Source organism: Bittarella massiliensis (ex Durand et al. 2017), assembly GCF_009876955.1.
Lineage (GTDB): Bacteria > Bacillota > Clostridia > Oscillospirales > Ruminococcaceae > Bittarella > Bittarella massiliensis.
In genome coordinates this window covers 44913-63088 of the sequence record NZ_WWVY01000007.1, presented here as the reverse complement: position 1 = coordinate 63088, position 18176 = coordinate 44913, and the positions used below count along the sequence as shown (strand labels likewise).

The following is an 18176-nucleotide window of genomic DNA, read 5'->3' as shown; positions in this document are numbered from 1 at the left end:
CCGCACTTTACCGGGAAAGGAGTTGATACCTTGCAGGAGGAAGTAACCCAAAAAACGATTGCCCTATACGTCAAAGTGGGAAAAGGCGCGGCGCGGCTTACCGAACAGGCGTTACAGAAAGCAATCCAAAAGTTTTTGGAGCAGAAAAGCAAACCCGCGCATGGGAAACAGACCATGCGGCAGCTTATGAAGCAGAACGCGGGTGTTTCCAACATCGAGATCACCGACAGCAATATTAAAGCCTTTGAGAGTACGGCGAAGAAATACAACATAGATTTTTCGCTAAAAAAGGTTAAGGGCGAGCAGACCCGTTACCTTGTGTTTTTCAAAGGCCGGGACGCGGACGTTATGACCGCAGCGTTTCAAGAGTTTTCCGCAAAGAAGCTGAACCGGGAGAAAAAGCCCTCTATCCGCAAAGCCCTTGCCGCTGCAAAGGACAAGGCGAAGCAGCTTAACGCCGCCCGCGACAAGGTAAAGAAAATGGACAGGGGGCGCGAGATATGAAGCAGATCAACTACAAAAAGCTGATACTTCCGAATATCCCCTATGTGTTCTTTGTCTATCTCTTTGATAAAGTCGGACAGGCGGTGCGGCTTGCCCCCGGCGCGGATATTTCTGCAAAGATACTGAATATCACACAAGGATTTTCCGCAGCCTTTGAAAACGCCTTGCCGAGCGTTTACCCGTTGGATTTGCTTGTCGGCATTGTCGGTGCGGTGATTATCCGCTTGATAGTCTATGTCAAAGGGAAAAACGCGAAGAAATACCGCAAGGGCGCGGAGTACGGCTCTGCCCGATGGGGAAACGCCGAAGATATAAAGCCCTACATAGACCCGGATTTCCAAAACAACATCATTTTGACGCAGACGGAACGGCTTACCATGAACAGCCGCCCGAAGCAGCCGAAGTACGCGAGAAATAAGAACGTCGTCGTGATCGGCGGCAGCGGCAGCGGAAAAACAAGATTTTTTGTCAAACCTAATCTAATGCAGCTTCATTCCTCTTACGTCTTAACCGACCCGAAAGGTACGGTTTTGATTGAGTGCGGGAAGCTGCTGCAACGGGCGGGCTACCGCATTAAGGTACTGAATACGATTAACTTCAAAAAATCTATGCACTACAACCCCTTTGTGTATATCCGCAGCGAGAAAGATATTTTGAAGCTGGTAAATACGTTGATAGCGAATACCAAAGGTGAGGGAGAAAAAAGCGCGGAGGATTTTTGGGTAAAGGCAGAACGGCTTTTGTATTGCGCGTTGGTGGGCTACATCTGGTACGAAGCCCCCGCCGAGGAAATGAACTTTATTACCCTGTTGGAACTTATCAACGCCAGCGAAGCCCGCGAGGACGACGAGGAATATCAAAGCCCCGTCGATTTGCTGTTTGCCGACTTGGAAGAACGCGACCCCGACCATTTCGCGGTGAAGCAGTACCGAAAATATAAATTGGCGGCGGGCAAAACCGCAAAATCAATCCTCATTTCTTGCGGTGCGAGGCTCGCTCCTTTTGATATAAAGGAATTGCGCGATCTTATGTCCTACGACGAATTAGAACTTGACACGTTAGGCGACAGAAAAACAGCTTTGTTTTTGATTATGAGCGATACGGACAGCACGTTTAATTTTGTTATCGCTATGCTGCAATCGCAGTTATTTAATCTCTTGTGCGACAAGGCCGACGACGAATACGGCGGCAAGCTGCCGGTTCATGTTCGCTGCCTGTTAGACGAGTTTGCAAACATTGGACAAATCCCGCAGTTTGAAAAATTGATTGCCACAATCCGCAGCCGGGAAATCTCGGCTTCTATCATTCTGCAATCGCAGAGCCAGCTAAAAGCCATTTACAAGGACGCGGCAGAAATCATACTTGACAATGCCGACAGCACCTTGTTTTTGGGAGGGCGCGGGAAAAATGCAAAGGATATTTCGGAGAACTTGGGACGTGAAACAATCGACAGTTTCAACACTTCCGAAAATCGCGGCACGCAGGTTTCTCATGGCCTCAATTATCAGAAATTGGGAAAGGAGTTGATGACACAGGACGAAATCGCAGTTATGGACGGAGGAAAATGTATTTTGCAGTTGCGCGGCGTGCGCCCCTTTTTCAGCGATAAGTACGATATAACGCAGCACCCGAACTACAAATACCTTTCCGACTTCGACAAGAAAAACGCTTTTGACGTTGAACGGTATATGTCCACCCGTCCGGCAATCGTAAAGCCCGACGAACCCTTTGACATATACGAAATAGATTTGTCCGACGAGGACGCAGCCGCCGAATAAAAACGGCGGCATTTTTATTTCCAACAACATTTTTTGAGCCGTTTTAGCGGCAGAAAGCGAGGTTTATATGGATTTTTTCAACAGCGCAGTTGACGTATTGCAGACTTTGGTAATCGCGCTTGGCGCAGGACTTGGCATTTGGGGCGGCATTAACCTCATGGAGGGGTACGGCAACGATAACCCCGGCGCGAAGTCGCAGGGCATGAAACAGCTCATGGCTAATTAGATGTAATAAAAGCGGAGAAAGGAAAAGCACAATCCAGACGGAACCGGCGGTGTAGTCAAGAAATATTGTGGAAACGCAAGATTTCTGCTATAATGGGTATAAAACACTTGACGATGGAAAGAAAGGCGGGAAGCCTATGCACATTAGTTATCAGCCACTATGGAACACACTGAAAGAGCGTGGCATGAGGAAAGAGGATTTGCGGCTTGCCGCCGGTCTTACCACAAATATGATTGCCAACATGGGCAAGGGAAAGAATATCAGCATGGAAACGCTGGTTCGCATTTGTGAAGCCTTGAATTGTGGTATTATGAATGTGATTAAATTAGAACAGGACAATATCTAAAGCGATATAATTTTATATTTGATTCGATTTGCACAAAAAATTAAATTTTAATGGTGTATATTTTCTATTGTACCCAATGTAAATAAGTGCTATCATAAAATAAAACAAGTACATTTGAAACATTTTATGATTTGAGAGTGTGCTTGCAGGTTAGTAGCATATTGCCAATAACTGAATACAAAAAATGTAGGTTCTGGTCATTTTAGAAAGGAGCATTGTTTATGAAAAAATTTAGTAAAAGATTGTTTACCTCGTTGGTAGCGTTTTGTATGCTTTTTTCTGTGAGTGCGGTTCCTGCTTTTGCAGCGGAAACAACAACGGAAATAACGGATACTCAACAGCCGGTAGTCATTGGAGAATATGACGGATACTTAACCGATGTTATGATTTCCGATGGTGTCACCAAAAGAGCAGTCGCTAATGTTCGTATTAACTCTTATGCAACTTATGATGAGGATGATGGGATTCAAGTTCATGTGAAGTTGTATGTACCGTGGTATGAATCTCCAAAACCGGAGTTCACTGGTATGACTGGTACAGTTAATGTGCTTATGAACAAAAAATCCACCAATACGGCATTTGCAGAATTAGCCGACGGTGAAGAAACAATCGAAACTGATGTGGATACTGGAAGAACAGGTAATAGCGGAGATAAGGGAACGGTTTCTGTTTCTGGTGTTGCTACCGCTAATAATGCCTTGGCAGGCGGTGGAGCTTTCGCTATTTCTTACCCTGTGACACTTCCCTAATTAAATGCAAAACAGTTGTGAATTAAGGTTGGTAATAGGTAAAATGAAACGGTTATTGGCAATATGCGTATGTTTTTTTATGTGTGTAGGCTTATGTTCGTGTGATTCTTCCCAAACTCGGTCGGTATCATCATATAACTGGTCTTTAGAATTTATTACTGATTTAGATGGTAATATGTTATTCTCAGGTTCAGTGCATGATGACATACCAGTATTGGATTTGACATTGAGTTTTGAAGAAAAAAGTTTTATCTTAACAGATAACACTCATAAACAAGAATGGACAGGTACATATTCGCTTGAAAAGATTGACAATTCTTCTTCGAAACTCGGATTAACTTTTGAAAATTTAGAGGAGCCTGTTACAGGCGTATATGGAACAAGAGTTTATTCTGATGATTCAGAAAGCGCAACAATTACATTACAAACTGATGAAAATATCCTGTCTTTTGTTGGAGAAGATTCATAAATAAAAACAGCCGCTGTAGGAACAAAATCCTACAACGGCTGTTTTTATTTCCACGGCCTGCGCCGGAAGTTCATACCAGACTGTTTTATCAGCGGGGATTTCTTGAACAGCTTTTTCAAAAGGCTTCGTTCCTCTTGTGAGAGCCGCTTGTATTTGAGCCGGAACGCCTTGCAGAATATCTCCGTGAATTGCTGAACCCTGTCCCCCGGAGATTGCATGGCCTTTTGTACTTCCCGTATAAGTTCATCGGCAGGCGTGGTATCCGGCGCACTTTCGCTGTCATTTTCGTGCGCCTTGCGTATATCATGGAGAATGACGTCCCATGTTTTGTGCGTCACATGGCAGAAAAAATCTTCTTCCTCTATCTGACAGGCTTCCAACACTTTGATTGCCCGGTCTGCCGCAGCTTCGGGGTGTTCTTCCAGTACCATAGCCCGTAAAGCAGCCAGTGAGCTGTTTGTGTCATGGAAGTGCATGGTTGCTATCCCGTCCACATAGATTTCTGCGTCTGCCAGCAATTCCTTAAATTTTTCATGGGAGATAATCTCACACAGCAGCCGGTTATTGAAGTGTTCACTTTTCAGCAGTTCCACGACTTCATCACTCAAATGTAATTCTTCTATCGGGGTGTTTTCATATCTCCGATTATTGGTAAGGCCGAGCAGATAGTCAACCGACACCTGATAGAAGTCTGCCAGCTTCAACAGGCTGCCGTGGTTAATTTCCTTGTATTCGTCGTTGTCGTTTTCATAACTGCCGAGGGCTGATTTTGAAATGCCGGTTTCCTGTGCCAGTTCTTCCAGATTCAAGCCCCGTTCCACCCGTAAATCTTTCAGGCGTTCCTGTACGGAAATGCGGGTTTTCATAAACACATCGCTCCTTCCTGCGGCTGGCTGCCGCTGTTATTCCTTATTATACCATATACCGTTCCGAAATCGTGGAATTTTTCGATTTTGGGGCGGTTTTCCTATTTTATGGACATACGGGAAAGGGTTCAAAAATGAGCTATGATTAAGTCAGTTCATCGATGGATTATTTCCAATCGAATGACCGGCCTGATGGGATATGCTCCCCGGCGATGTAGCGCAACGACCTGCGGCAAGGAAATGGAGGAACCTTGACCGCAGCGAGCGTACCAACGGGAACGAAACGCCGCTGTGAGATTCAGGGGCAGGAACGACAGCAGGACAACCCGGCAGAACTGATACCAAAACGCTACCCAAACACGACAAATCGGCGGGGTGTAGTCTGCCCCGTCCGTAATACTATGGGGCATTTCAAAGCGGCTCTATGGCCGTATTTTCCTTGAAAATCGCCCCGAAACATGACACCAAAAACCTTTATCCGCCTGTTCCCGTTGTTACGGCTGAAATGGGCGGATTTTCTATGATAGGAGGCACTATGCCGAGAATGAGCAAGAAACGGAAGTTGGAGCTTTCCTTCTTCCTCAATGACCGGGGGCGTGTGGCCTACAACGACCTGTGCCGGAAGTGCCAGCATAAGTGCAAGCAGAGTTTCCGGGCTGTCGTGATAGACTGCCCCCATTACCTGTCAAAACGAGCCAAGCGAAAGGAGAAAATCAGTTAAATGGAATTTGAATTTATGAGCGCAGACACGGTTCTGCCGCCTTGTATGCCGCTACCCGCCGCAATGCTTCGGCTGCCGATCAGCAGCACAGCAAAAGTCATGTATGCCCGTCTGCTGAACACCACCCTTACGGCAGGGATAGAGGATAGCAACGGCATTTTGTTTGTCCGTTTTCCTATCATGGAATTAGCGGCAGCCCTCTCCCGCAGCCCCGTCACTGTGAAGCGTTCCCTGAAAGAATTGGAGGACATCGGGCTTATCCTGCGGGTGCGCCGGGGTGTGGGAGAACCAAACCGCATTTACACGCTGCTTCCCAAAGGAGGGCTGCCATGATAAATGAGAAGCTGGAAAAGCTGAATCAGGAGATTGCCAAAGGCGAAGCCAGACTGCGGCGGGCGCAGCATGAAGAAAAAATACTGGAACACCAGGTGAAGCAGCTTACCCGGAAGGAACGGACGCACCGGCTCTGTACCAGAGGAGCTATGCTGGAAAGTTTCCTTTTAAGGCCGGAAGTGCTGACAGACGAGGATGTGATGGACATTCTGAAACAGGCATTTTCTCAAAGTGGCATGAAGGAAATAGTTGCAGAAAGCGTGAAAGGGCGGGTAGCCGGGGAATCCCTTACGGAGTAAGGGCGCAACTATACACCGGTCGAGCCGGTGCGTTGCGCCCTGCCGGGGGCTTCCTGCGGAAAGCGGATGATTTCCAGCACACTTGCGGTTGCTTCCAATCATCACAGGGGACGCTATGCTTCCCCTGCGCTGGCTGCGCCAGCTACCCTTTTGTGGACTTGCCGCCCGGAAACACCTTGCACTGCAAGATGTTCCCGTCCGACAAGTTTTACAAAATCCAGCTATACATTTCCGGATAAATGAAATATAATGAAGTCAGTGACAAATTCCTTTTTGTGGAGGTGTTCGAATGGCTTATGAATTAGAAAATATAGTCCGAGAGTGGATGGATCATCTTAAAGGCTTGAATGTAGAAGTGAAAAAGATGTTTGGCTGCTATTGCCTGTACTGTGATGGACAGGCGGTCGGATGGATTCACAATAGTGTTATGAGCTTGCGAGAAGTCGGACTGGATTATTTGCCGAAAGACATAAAAAGGCCGACCAAGGAAGATAAAATCCAAGAGTTGGTAATTCCCTTGGATTATGCAAATGCTGATTGGCTTCCGAAAGCGGTTCAAGATACGGCTGCTATACGAAAAAGGAATGGATGACTTTCGGCTTGATTAACTGGAAAACTTTCACTTTGTCTGACTGATAAACCACCGAAAAATGAATACCCGCCGTCCACTGGCGGCACCACCGAGCAGGAAATCAGAAACGGTTTCCTGCTTTTCTTTTGCCCAAAATGAGGTGGCAAACCACCACCCCATCCAATCACCCACAGGAAGGAGGAAGCCGTTATGCTCTGTCCCCACCATGATATAAAAATCGTTCAGCGCAGCAACCGCCAGTCAGCCGTAGCCGCCGCAGCTTATCAGAGCGGCGAACGGTTGTTTTCCGAGTACGACCAGAAGCAGAAATACTATGCAGAGAAACGAGGGATCGTCCACACAGAAATCATGCTGCCGCCCCACGCCCCGCCGGAGTACGCAGACCGCAACACCTTGTGGAACGCCGCCGAAGCCGTAGAAAAACAATGGAACTCCCAGCTTGCCCGAAGGATCGTACTTGCCATACCGAGGGAAATCCCCCGGTCACAGCACGCCGGCCTGATCCGGGACTATTGCCGGGAGTTTTTTGTTTCCAAAGGCATGATTGCCGATTTTGCCATTCACGACAAGGGGGACGGGAATCCCCATGCCCACATCCTGCTGACCATCCGGGCAATGGACGAAACCGGGAAATGGCTTCCCAAGAGCCGGAAGGTTTATGACCTTGACGAGAACGGCGAGCGTATCCGGCTCCCGTCCGGGAACTGGAAAAGCCACAAGGAGGACACCGTGGACTGGAACGACCAGAAGTACGGCGAGATATGGCGGCAAGGCTGGGCGGCTACGGCAAACCGCTATCTGGAAGCCAATGACCGCCCGGAGCGCCTTGACCTTCGTTCCTATGAGCGACAGGGGCTTGATAAAATCCCCACTGTCCACATGGGGCCAGCGGTCAGCCAGATGGAGAAAAGAGGGATACAGACCAACATCGGCAACTTGAACCGGGACATTACCGCCGCCAACCGGCTCATGCAGTCGATCCGTCAGATGGTGCGCCACCTGAAAGGCTGGATTGCAGACCTGAAGGAGAAAAAGGCCACCCTGCTGGAAGCCTTGCAGGAAGCGAAGGAACCCACCCTGCCGGAGCTGCTGGGCCAATATCTGGATTTGCGCCGGGAGGAGCGCACCGGCTGGACGAGCAAAGGCCAGCTCAAAGGCACTGTGAACGACTTCAACAAGGTTATGGTCGCCATCCGCTATCTGCGGGAAAAGGAGCTGTCCACCGTGGAGAGTTTGGACGCCTATCTGGATACCGTCAGCGGACAGGCCGTTTCCATCCGGGCAGAGATGAAGCCGAAGGAAAAACGCATGAAGGAGGTCGACACCATGCTTTCCCATATCGCCAACTTTGAAGCCCACAAGCCGGTTCATGCGGAATATGCCGCTATTCGGTTTAAGAAACCAAAGGAACAGTTTGCAGCCGCCCATCGGGACGAGCTGGACGCCTACAATGCCGCTGTCCGCTATTTCAAGGTGCATTTGGAGGGAACCAAGTACAGCACCAAAAAGCTGAATGAGGAACGGACGCAGCTTGCCGGAGAGGTGGCCGAGTATAAGGAACGCCTGTCAGCGGTGCAGGAGGATGTGAAGATTCTCCGGGATGTGCGCCACTGGCTCAATCAGGTGCTTCCGTCCGAGCAGTACCGCCAGACCGCCGAGCCGGGCAAGAAACCATCCATCCAGCAGGCAGTCAAAGGCCGGGCACAGCGTATCCGGGAGGAACAGGCCGAGAAACGCCAGCAATCCCGCACAGAGAAAAAACAGGATATGGAACTTTAACAGGCGCTTGCCATTTTCTTTTCGAGAATGACAGGCGCTTTTCTTATTTTCAGGAGGATTTAGTTGAATGTATTTGAAGCTGTCAAGCAGTTTGTTACCACCCGGCAGGCTGCCGAGCATTTCGGAATCCGGGTGGGACGAAACGGGATGTGCGTCTGTCCCTTCCATGCCGACAAAAACCCAAGCATGAAGGTTGACCGGCGCTTTCACTGTTTCGGCTGTCAGGCAGACGGGGATGTGATCGACTTTGTTTCCCGTCTGGAAGCTGTCAGCCCAAAGGAAGCCGCCCTTATACTGGCACAGGCGTTTTCCATCCCCTATGAGGACAAGGAGCCGTCCAGCCACAGGAAACCACCGCAGGAAACCCCGGAACAGCGGTTCCGCCGTATGGAGCGTTACTGCTTCCGGGTGCTGTGCGATTACCGAAACCTGCTGCGCCGCTGGAAACGGGACTATGCCCCCAAGACACCAGACGAGGATTTCCACCCGCTGTTTGTGGAAGCCCTGCAAAAGCAGGACTATGTGGACTATCTGCTGGATGTGCTGCTCTCCCCGGATATGGAGGAACGGGCAGCCTTTATCATCGACTGTGGAAAGGAAGTGAGCAATCTTGAAAGACGAATGGCAGAGCTTGCCGCCGGAGATACGGCAGGCCGCAGAACAGACCATGCAAGAAGCACCGCCACCCCGGAGCGTTGAGGAAGTCAAAGCCATGCTGGAAAGCACCGAGAAAGGCGGCGTCCGCAACAGTATCCGCAACTGCCTGACCGTCTTTCAGAATGACCCGCTGCTTTCCGGGGCAATCGCCAAAAATCTGCTGACCGAGCGCACCGACATCATCAAGCCCATCGGATACCACCGTACCGGCACCGCCATCACGGACACGGATATGAATTATCTGCTCCTGTATCTGGAAGAAACTTATGGACTGACCAGCGAAAAGAAGATTGCCGCCGCCATCGGGATCGTTGCCAACGAAAACGGCTATCACCCCATCCGGGACTACCTGAACGGCCTGACCTGGGACGGAACCGAGCGTATCCGTACCTGTCTGCACCACTTTTTAGGAGCCGACAGCGACCAGTACACCTATGAAGCCCTGCGGCTGTTCCTGCTGGGAGCCATCCACCGGGCATTTCATCCCGGCTGCAAGTTTGAGGTCATGCTCTGTCTGGTGGGCGGTCAGGGAGCCGGAAAATCCACCTTTTTCCGGCTGCTGGCCGTGAAAGACGAGTGGTTTTCCGATGACCTTCGCAAGCTGGACGATGACAATGTGTACCGCAAGCTGCAAGGCCATTGGATTATCGAGATGTCGGAGATGATCGCCACCGCAAACGCCAAGAGCATTGAGGAAATCAAGTCTTTTTTGAGCCGACAGAAGGAGGTCTATAAAATCCCATACGAAACCCACCCGGAGGACAGACTGCGGCAATGCGTGTTCGGAGGAACTTCCAACGCCCTGGACTTCCTGCCCCTTGACCGTTCCGGCAACCGGCGCTTTCTGCCAGTCATGGTGTACCCGGAACAGGCGGAAGTTCATATTTTGGACGATGAAGCCGCTTCCAGAGCCTACATGGAGCAGCTATGGGCGGAAGCCATGACCATTTACCGCAGCGGGGATTTTAAGCTGTCTTTCAGCCCCGAAATGGCGCGTTATCTCAAAGAGCACCAGCGGGATTTTATGCCGGAGGACACCAAGGCCGGGATGATCCAAGCCTACCTTGACCGCTATACCGGCAGCATGGTGTGTTCCAAGCAGCTTTTCAGGGAAGCCCTCAACCACCCCTTTGACGAGCCGAAGCAATGGGAAATCCGGGAGGTCAACGACATTATGAACCACTGTGTCACAGGCTGGCACTACTTTTCCAATCCCCGGATGTTCCCCGAATACGGCAGGCAGAAAGGCTGGGAGCGTGAAGCCCCGGCAACGGATACCAGCAACGGAGCCGAAAAAATCCCGGAGGGATTTGTGGAGGTCACAGAGCAGATGGAGCTTCCTTTCTGAAAATCCCGCCCCGTTGCCGACTTTGTTGCACTCCCGTTGCCGGGCTGGTTGCCGGGGAAAGCCCCGTAACTGCGGGCTTTTTCCCCTATCAGCAACCAAAGCAACAGAAAAATAAAAGAAAATATAAATTGTAACCAAACCGCCAGACAGAGATGGTTTTGAGGTTTTTTGAAGCCCGTTGCCGGACTTCGTTGCCGACCTTCTCCTTGTCTGGCTATTCTATTATGGAGGATAACTGCCTATGGCAAAAACGAAAACAGAGATTCATGTTACCACAGTTTTTGACGGCGAGCTGGACGCAGCGGATGTCTTTGTGAGCCTGATTGCCCAAAAATATGGGCAGAATACCGGCAAGGATAATCTTGCGAAAACACAAGATTTAGGATATAATAAAGACGAGGTTCAGAAAAACCGTGTTCCGTCTGGATTGTGCGGGTAAACGGTTATGATGAACGGATACGAATACACAGGCATGGACGCAATTCTGGCGGGCAGCTTCCGGGCGGCCATCTATTGCAGGCTTTCCAAAGACGATGACCTTGACGGGGAGAGCGCCAGTATTGCCAACCAGCGGGATATGCTGGAAAGCTACTGCGAAAAGCAGGGATGGGAGGTTGTGGCAGTCTATCAGGACGATGGCTACACGGGGCTGAACATGGAGCGCCCCGACCTGAAACGGATGTTAAAGGCCATCGAGCGCAGGCAGATAAATCTTGTGATAACAAAAGATTTATCAAGGTTGGGTCGAAATTACTTGCAGACCGGCACACTGATCGAAGACTTCTTCCCCAGGCACGGCGTCCGCTATATCGCCATGAATGACGGTATCGACACCATGCGGGACAACAACGACATTGCGCCGTTCAAGAACATCCTGAACGAGATGTACAGCAAGGATATTTCCAAGAAGGTACATTCCTCGTATCTTCTGAAAGCCCAGCAAGGCCAGTTTACCGGCTGTGTGGCTCCCTTTGGGTATCGGAAAGACCCGGAGGACAAAAACCACCTGCTGGTGGACGAGGAAACCGCCCCCATTGTCCGGCAAATCTTCCTTTGGGCGCTGGAAGGACACGGCCCCAACTTCATCCGGCGCAGGCTGGAAGAACAGAAGGTGCCTTGCCCTACATGGTGGAACCGGGAACGGGGCTTCCGCAATGTCCGCACCAAATGGGAGAAGAAAGACCCGGAAAACGGGCGGTATATGTGGGACTTCTCCGTGATAAAGGACATCCTGATGAATCCCGTTTATACTGGGGCGATAGCTTCCCAAAAGAAAGACTACCGCTTCAAAATCGGCACCATTGGCGAGAAGAAGCCGCAGGACTGGATTGTGGTGGAGGAACGGCACGAGCCGTTGATTGACAGCAAAAGTTTTGCCATCGTGCAGGACAAGCTGAAATCCCGCCAGCGCCCCCGGCAAGACGGGGAAACCAGCCTGTTTGCCGGGCTTATCAAGTGCGGCGAGTGCGGCAAGTCACTGACCATCCGCACCACCCACGCCAAGCACCCGCAGCAGATTTACGCCTGTAAGACCTATGGTGCGTTCGGCAAGAACCATTGCACCCAGCACCGGGTGGAATACGATACCCTTTACCACCTTGTCCTGAACAAAATCCGGGAGTGCGCCAAGGCTGCCCTGACCGATGGGGAAGCCATTGCCGGGAAACTGACCAACACCTGTGAAGCCGAGCAGAAAGGCCAGCGGGAAGCGTTGGAGCGTTCCCTGACAAAAGACGAGGAACGGATTGAGGTACTGGAAAAGATGGTGCTGCGGCTCTATGAGGATATGGTTGCCGGGCGGATCAGCGAAGCCAACTTCAATCTCATGCTGGACAAGACGCAGAAGGAACAGGCCGAACTGAAAGAACGGGTTGCACAGGGGCGCAAGAAGCTGGCTGATGAAATGCGGCTGGCGATGGACGCCAAACAATGGGTGGACGCCATTCAGGAATATGCCGACATCACGGAGTTGGACGCCGCCACCTTAAACCGCCTGATTAAAGAAATCGTTGTCCATGAACACATCGACAGCGATAAGACACGACACATTTCTATCGAAATTCACTTCAATCTCAAACCCATCCCGGAGGTGGAACAGGTCAAGGGCTGACCTGTCCCCTCCGGGGCGGTTCTAAAACAATTCCATATATTTTTTGACACGCCGCCGCCTGCCATCGAGCAAGGTTTTACTCCTATTTGGGGATAAAACAGTTGATGGCGGGCGGCGGCGTTGCCCTTATCGGCCTTACCCTTGTCCCGCTGCTCTCCGGCCTGTTTGGATAATGCCACAAACTAACACTACCCGCCGCGCTCTCCCGCTTCACGCGGGAGGGCGCGGGAAAGGAGGGATTAGCTTTTGATATGGCAGATGATTGAAGATTGGTTTCGCGGCATTTTGACAGACGGAATACTCTCTAATCTCTCCGGGCTGTTCGACAGCGTAAATACAGAGGTTGGAGAAATCGCAACGCAAGTCGGCACAACCCCCGCCGGGTGGAACGCGGGCATATTCAATATGATACGCAGCCTATCGGAAAACGTCATTGTGCCGATTGCGGGCGTTATCATTACCTTTGTCATGTGCTACGAACTAATCCAGCTTGTAATTGAGAAAAACAATCTGCACGATCTCGACACTTGGATTTTCTTCAAGTGGATTTTCAAAACCTTTGTTGCGGTGCTGCTGGTAACAAATACTTGGAACATCGTCATGGGCGTATTTGACATTACACAGAGCGTCGTCAACGACAGCGCGGGCGTTATCATATCCGACACAAGCATAGATATTGCAACCGTTATCACCGATATAGAAGCAAAGCTGGACGCTATGAGCGTCGGCGGGCTTTTGGGGCTATGGTTTCAATCACTCTTTGTGGGGCTTACCATGAAAGCGTTGTCTATCTGTATCATGCTGGTGGTGTACGGGCGCATGATTGAAATATACCTTGTAACGAGTATCGCCCCTATCCCCGTTGCGACAATGGTAAATCGTGAATGGGGCGGCATGGGACAGAACTACTTAAAATCCTTGCTTGCCCTCGGTTTTCAGGCTTTTCTAATTCTTGTGTGCGTCGGTATTTATGCGGTTTTGATACAGACAATCGCAGCAACCGATGACATATCCGGCGCGATCTGGTCTTGCATGGGCTATACCGTCCTCTTGTGTTTTACGCTTTTCAAAACGGGAAGCCTTGCAAAATCCGTATTCAGCGCGCATTAAGGGGGTGCAGATGAAGAAATACAAAATCATTTACGCCGATCCCCCTTGGAGATACGCGAGAAGCAAGGTACAGGGCGCAGCGGAAAAGCACTATCCCACTATGAGTATTGAGGAACTTTGCGCTTTACCCGTCAAAGAAATTGCGGATAAGGACTGTATTTTATTCCTATGGGCGACGTTCCCGCAGCTTAAAGAAGCGTTGCAGTTAATCAAGGCTTGGGGATTTACCTATAAATCCGTTGCCTTTGTATGGTTAAAGCAAAATCGGAAATCGCCCACTTGGTTTTATGGCTTGGGCTTTTGGACGCGAGGAAATGCGGAAATCTGCTTGCTTGCTACCAAAGGACACCCGAAGCGACAATCAAACAAGGTACATCAATTTATTATTTCCCCTGTTGAGCAGCACAGCAAAAAGCCGGATATAACGCGGGAAAAGATACTTGCCCTTATGGGCGACCTACCGCGTATTGAACTGTTTGCAAGGCAGCATACCCCTGGTTGGGACGTATGGGGAAATGAAATCAAAAGCGACATACGGTTTGCCGGAAAGGAGGTTTGAAATGGCGTATGTAACCGTCCCAAAGGATTTAACCAAAATCAAGAGCAAGGTAATGTTCAACCTTACCAAAAGACAATTACTCTGTTTCGGCGCGGCGGTGGCTATCGGGCTACCGCTATTCTTTTTGACAAAGGACAGCGCGGGAACGACAACGGCGGCTTTGTGCATGGTGCTTGCCATGCTGCCCATGTTCCTACTCGCTATGTACGAGAAGAACGGGCAACCGCTGGAAGTGATTATACGGCAATTTGTGGAAGTGAAGTTTCTTCGCCCCAAAGAGCGACCTTATCAGACCAACAATTTTTATACCGCCCTTGCGCGGCAGGAGCGATTAGATAAGGAGGTACGGGCGATTGTCAAAGGAAAAGGGAAAGACCCAAAACAAAAAGCGTAAACTTACGCGGCAGGAAAAGAAACAGATCGACGCGCTTATCCGGCAGTCAAAGGGCGACGGGAAGCCCCATACGGCGCAGGACAGCATACCGTTTGAACGAATGTATAAGGACGGGATTTGCCGCCTTGCAAACGGGCGGTATTCCAAGTGCATTGAGTTTGAAGATATTAATTATCAGCTTGCGCAGCCGGACGACAAGACCGCCATTTTTGAAGCCCTTTGCGATATGTATAACTCTTTTGACGCTTCTATCAGTGTGCAGCTTTCCTTAATCAGCCGCCATGCGAACAAGGAGGATTTCAAGAGCAGTATCACGATTGCCCCACAGAATGACGACTTTGACAGTATCAGAGCCGAATACACCGAAATGCTGCAAACACAGCTTGAACGCGGCAACAACGGGCTTATCAAGACAAAGTTTCTCACCTTTACCATTGAAGCAAAAGATATTAAATCGGCGCGGGCGCGGCTTGCCCGTATCGAAACGGACACCCTCAACCATTTTAAGGTGATCGGCGCGGCGGCGCGGGTATTGGACGGGAAGCAGCGGCTTGAAGTGCTGCATGGGCTTTTCCACCCGGACGGGGAACGCTTCAACTTTGCGTGGGAATGGCTACCCGTAAGCGGCCTTTCCGTCAAAGACTTTATTGCCCCGTCCTCTTTCCGTTTTGGCGACGGGCGAATGTTTCAAATGGGCGGGAAGTTTGGCGCGGTTTCCTTTTTGCAGATTGCCGCGCCGGAACTTTCAGACCGTATGCTTGCCGACTTCATGGAAGCGGAAAACGGGATTGTCGTCAATCTGCACATTCAGAGTATCGACCACAACGAAGCGATCAAGACGATCAAGCGGAAAATCACCGACCTTGACCGTATGAAAATCGAGGAACAGAAAAAGGCAATCCGCAGCGGCTACGATATGGATATAATTCCGTCCGACCTTGCCACCTACGGCGGCGAAGCGAAAAACCTTTTGCGGGATTTGCAGAGCCGGAACGAGCGAATGTTTTTGCTTACGCTGTTAGTTTTGAATGTGGCAGACACAAAGCAGAAATTGGACAACGACGTATTTCAGGCCGCAAGTATCGCACAGAAATACAACTGTATGCTCACCCGCCTTGACTACCGGCAGGAACAGGGGCTTATGTCCTCTATCCCATTGGGCGAAAACCTAATCCAAATCCAGCGGGGCTTGACGACTTCCAGCACCGCCATTTTCGTCCCCTTTACGGTACAAGAGCTGTTCCAAAGCGGCGAAGCGTTGTATTACGGCTTAAACGCATTATCGAATAACATGATTTTGTGCGACAGGAAAAGGCTGAAGAACCCTAACGGCTTGATACTCGGCACACCCGGCAGCGGCAAGAGTTTTTCGGCAAAGCGCGAGATCACCAACGCTTTTCTCATTACCGCAGACGATATTATCATTTGCGACCCGGAAGCGGAATATTACCCCCTTGTGGAACGGCTGAAAGGGCAGGTTATCAAGGTTTCGCAGAACAGCACGCAGTACATTAACCCGATGGATATAAACCTCAATTACAGCGAGGGCGACACGCCCATAGCCTTAAAGAGCGATTTTATCCTTTCCTTTTGCGAGTTGATTATGGGCGGCAAAAACGGGCTGGAAGCGGTTGAAAAGACTTTGATTGACCGCGCCGTTATCAGCGTGTACCGCAGCTACCTTGCAGACCCGAAGCCGGAGAATATGCCGATTTTGGGCGACCTCTACAATGAAATCAAGAAGCAGCCGGAAAAGGAAGCGCAGCGTATCGCGTCGGCATTGGAACTCTATGTAAATGGCAGTTTGAACGTGTTTAACCACCAAACAAACGTTGACATTCACAACCGCCTTGTCTGCTTTGATATTAAAGAACTCGGCACCCAGCTACGAAAACTCGGTATGCTCATTGTCCAAGATCAAGTTTGGAACAGAGTTACCATAAACCGCAGCGAAGGCAAGGCGACGCGGTACTATATCGACGAGTTTCATTTGCTGCTCAAAGAGGAACAGACCGCAGCGTACAGCGTTGAGATTTGGAAGCGTTTTAGAAAATGGGGCGGTATTCCGACAGGTATCACCCAAAACGTGAAAGATTTGTTATCGTCCCGCGAGGTGGAGAACATTTTTGAAAACAGCGATTTTGTGTATATGCTCAACCAAGCCCAGGGCGACAGGGAAATCCTTGCAAAGCAGCTTAACATTTCGCAGCAGCAAATGACCTATGTAACCCATTCCGACGCGGGCGAGGGGCTTATCTTCTATGGCAACGTGATTTTGCCCTTTATTGACCGTTTCCCGCAAGATACGGAACTCTATCGTGTAATGACGACCAAACCCGGCGAGGTGTCGGCATGAGGATAGAAATGGACAAAATCTATTGCGGCGACAGCTTGCAGGTGCTTCAAACCTTGCCGGAAAATGCAGTTGATTGTTGCGTAACGTCCCCACCCTACTATGCCTTGCGGGACTACGGCGCAGACGGGCAGATCGGACGGGAAGCAACGCCGGAGGAATATGTTTCCCGTATTACGGCGGTATTCCATGAGGTAAAGCGGGTGCTTACGCCGGAGGGTACTTGTTGGCTGAATATCGCGGACACTTATTGCGGCACAGGCAGCAAAGCCGACCACCAAGACCCCAAATACCCCAAAGGCAGGAACGGGCAGCAAGTGGCGTTTAACCACCGCGCCCCCGGCTGCAAGCCCAAAGATTTAATTGGTATTCCGTGGCTTGTAGCCCTCGCCTTGCGGGGCGACGGTTGGTATTTGCGCAGTTCTATCATTTGGCACAAAACAAACCCCATGCCGGAAAGCACGCGGGACAGGCCGACCCGCTGCTATGAATATGTGTTTCTGCTTACCAAGTCAAAGAAGTATTATTACGATTGGCAAGCAGTAGCCGAGCCGATAGCCCCCACAACGGCGGGGCGGCTGAAAAGCGGAGTTAGCAAAGGAAATAAGTATAACGTTACTGTTCCGGGGCAAAACCAACCGCAGAAAATCAACCGCCCCCGCGAAAAGGGCGCATACGCCGACGAGTTGATTTCTCCCGTCCGCAGCCGCCGCAACGTTTGGCAGATTAACAATGTCGGCTATCATGGCGGGCATTTCGCAGCGTTCCCGCCGAAACTTGCGGAAACGTGCATTTTGGCGGGCTGTCCCATCGGCGGGATTGTCCTTGACCCCTTTTTCGGCAGCGGCACGACGGGCATGGTAGCAAAACGGCTTAACCGCCGCTATATCGGCATTGAGTTAAACCCCGACTATTGCGAACTTGCAAAACAGCGGATTGGAGGTGATGAAGATTGAGCAAGGAACTGAAAGCCCCCGACAAGG

The 18176-nt window shown here is 50.4% G+C and carries 19 protein-coding genes and 3 pseudogenes; 21 read left to right on the top strand and 1 reads right to left on the bottom strand.

Features of this window, described 5'->3' with window-relative positions; translation table 11 throughout:
* The first annotated feature begins 30 nt into the window (after positions 1–30).
* From GT748_RS09055 to GT748_RS09030, 6 genes and pseudogenes are all read left to right on the top strand, one after another.
* Entirely contained in the window at positions 31–504 is a 474-nt protein-coding gene (locus GT748_RS09055) for a PcfB family protein (RefSeq protein WP_002604484.1), read from the top strand.
* Complete coding sequence (locus GT748_RS09050; RefSeq protein WP_002604483.1) at positions 501–2282, top strand: VirD4-like conjugal transfer protein, CD1115 family; 1782 nt, start codon at positions 501–503, stop codon at positions 2280–2282. The genes GT748_RS09055 and GT748_RS09050 overlap by 4 nt, the downstream gene beginning before the upstream one ends.
* Positions 2283–2349: 67 nt before the next feature.
* Positions 2350–2502 (top strand): annotated as a pseudogene (locus tag GT748_RS09045) (Maff2 family mobile element protein); the annotation flags it as partial.
* Between the two features lie 73 nt (positions 2503–2575).
* Positions 2576–2845: pseudogene (locus tag GT748_RS09040) on the top strand (helix-turn-helix domain-containing protein); the annotation flags it as partial.
* A 230-nt stretch (positions 2846–3075) separates the two neighbouring features.
* On the top strand, positions 3076–3603 hold the full coding sequence (locus tag GT748_RS09035; RefSeq protein ID WP_007884079.1) for a hypothetical protein: 528 nt from the start codon (positions 3076–3078) through the stop codon (positions 3601–3603).
* 43 nt (positions 3604–3646) lie between these two features.
* Positions 3647–4072 (top strand): hypothetical protein, encoded by a 426-nt coding sequence (locus GT748_RS09030; protein WP_022261510.1) that lies wholly within the window; start codon positions 3647–3649, stop codon positions 4070–4072.
* Positions 4073–4116: 44 nt separating this feature from the next.
* Here the strand turns inward: GT748_RS09030 and GT748_RS09025 are convergent, their stop codons facing one another.
* The gene (locus GT748_RS09025; protein WP_161213470.1) at positions 4117–4938 is read right to left on the bottom strand and encodes a helix-turn-helix domain-containing protein; all 822 of its coding nucleotides are present in this window, start codon (positions 4936–4938) and stop codon (positions 4117–4119) included.
* Positions 4939–5473: 535 nt separating this feature from the next.
* Here GT748_RS09025 and GT748_RS09020 point away from each other — a divergent pair.
* The 15 genes and pseudogenes from GT748_RS09020 (at position 5474) to GT748_RS08940 (ending at position 18149) form a co-directional block, all read left to right on the top strand.
* The gene (locus tag GT748_RS09020; RefSeq protein ID WP_033118356.1) at positions 5474–5659 is read left to right on the top strand and encodes a hypothetical protein; all 186 of its coding nucleotides are present in this window, start codon (positions 5474–5476) and stop codon (positions 5657–5659) included.
* Complete coding sequence (locus tag GT748_RS09015; RefSeq protein WP_006859272.1) at positions 5660–5992, top strand: hypothetical protein; 333 nt, start codon at positions 5660–5662, stop codon at positions 5990–5992.
* A complete protein-coding gene (locus GT748_RS09010; protein WP_006859273.1) occupies positions 5989–6291 on the top strand; it encodes a DUF3847 domain-containing protein in 303 nt (100 codons plus the stop codon). Before GT748_RS09015 ends, GT748_RS09010 begins: the two co-directional genes overlap by 4 nt.
* 289 nt (positions 6292–6580) lie before the next feature.
* Positions 6581–6883 (top strand): TfoX/Sxy family protein, encoded by a 303-nt coding sequence (locus tag GT748_RS09000; protein WP_161213471.1) that lies wholly within the window; start codon positions 6581–6583, stop codon positions 6881–6883.
* 189 nt (positions 6884–7072) lie between these two features.
* The gene (mobQ, locus tag GT748_RS08995) at positions 7073–8662 is read left to right on the top strand and encodes a MobQ family relaxase (RefSeq protein WP_161213472.1); all 1590 of its coding nucleotides are present in this window, start codon (positions 7073–7075) and stop codon (positions 8660–8662) included.
* A 63-nt stretch (positions 8663–8725) separates the two neighbouring features.
* Positions 8726–9361, top strand: coding sequence for a CHC2 zinc finger domain-containing protein (locus GT748_RS08990; RefSeq protein WP_161213473.1), 636 nt, complete (start codon positions 8726–8728; stop codon positions 9359–9361).
* Between the two features lie 13 nt (positions 9362–9374).
* Positions 9375–10667 carry a VapE domain-containing protein gene (locus tag GT748_RS08985; RefSeq protein WP_161213479.1) on the top strand — a complete coding sequence of 431 codons (1293 nt, stop codon included), beginning with the start codon at positions 9375–9377 and terminating at the stop codon, positions 10665–10667.
* Between the two features lie 241 nt (positions 10668–10908).
* Entirely contained in the window at positions 10909–11106 is a 198-nt protein-coding gene (locus GT748_RS08975; RefSeq protein ID WP_015544974.1) for a hypothetical protein, read from the top strand.
* Between the two features lie 6 nt (positions 11107–11112).
* Entirely contained in the window at positions 11113–12777 is a 1665-nt protein-coding gene (locus tag GT748_RS08970) for a recombinase family protein (protein WP_161213474.1), read from the top strand.
* 89 nt (positions 12778–12866) lie between these two features.
* Positions 12867–12950, top strand: a pseudogene (locus GT748_RS08965) (Maff2 family mobile element protein); the annotation flags it as partial.
* A 73-nt stretch (positions 12951–13023) separates the two neighbouring features.
* Positions 13024–13887, top strand: a complete 864-nt coding sequence (locus tag GT748_RS08960) for a VirB6/TrbL-like conjugal transfer protein, CD1112 family (RefSeq protein ID WP_002604481.1) — start codon at positions 13024–13026, stop codon at positions 13885–13887.
* Positions 13888–13897: 10 nt separating this feature from the next.
* Positions 13898–14446: an MT-A70 family methyltransferase gene (locus tag GT748_RS08955; protein ID WP_002604480.1), complete on the top strand. Its 549-nt coding sequence runs from the start codon at positions 13898–13900 to the stop codon at positions 14444–14446.
* A 1-nt stretch (position 14447) separates the two neighbouring features.
* The gene (locus GT748_RS08950) at positions 14448–14840 is read left to right on the top strand and encodes a PrgI family protein (protein ID WP_002604479.1); all 393 of its coding nucleotides are present in this window, start codon (positions 14448–14450) and stop codon (positions 14838–14840) included.
* On the top strand, positions 14800–17196 hold the full coding sequence (locus tag GT748_RS08945) for a VirB4-like conjugal transfer ATPase, CD1110 family (RefSeq protein ID WP_002604478.1): 2397 nt from the start codon (positions 14800–14802) through the stop codon (positions 17194–17196). Before GT748_RS08950 ends, GT748_RS08945 begins: the two co-directional genes overlap by 41 nt.
* Positions 17193–18149 (top strand): DNA-methyltransferase, encoded by a 957-nt coding sequence (locus GT748_RS08940; RefSeq protein WP_002604477.1) that lies wholly within the window; start codon positions 17193–17195, stop codon positions 18147–18149. The genes GT748_RS08945 and GT748_RS08940 overlap by 4 nt, the downstream gene beginning before the upstream one ends.
* Positions 18150–18176 lie beyond the last annotated feature (27 nt).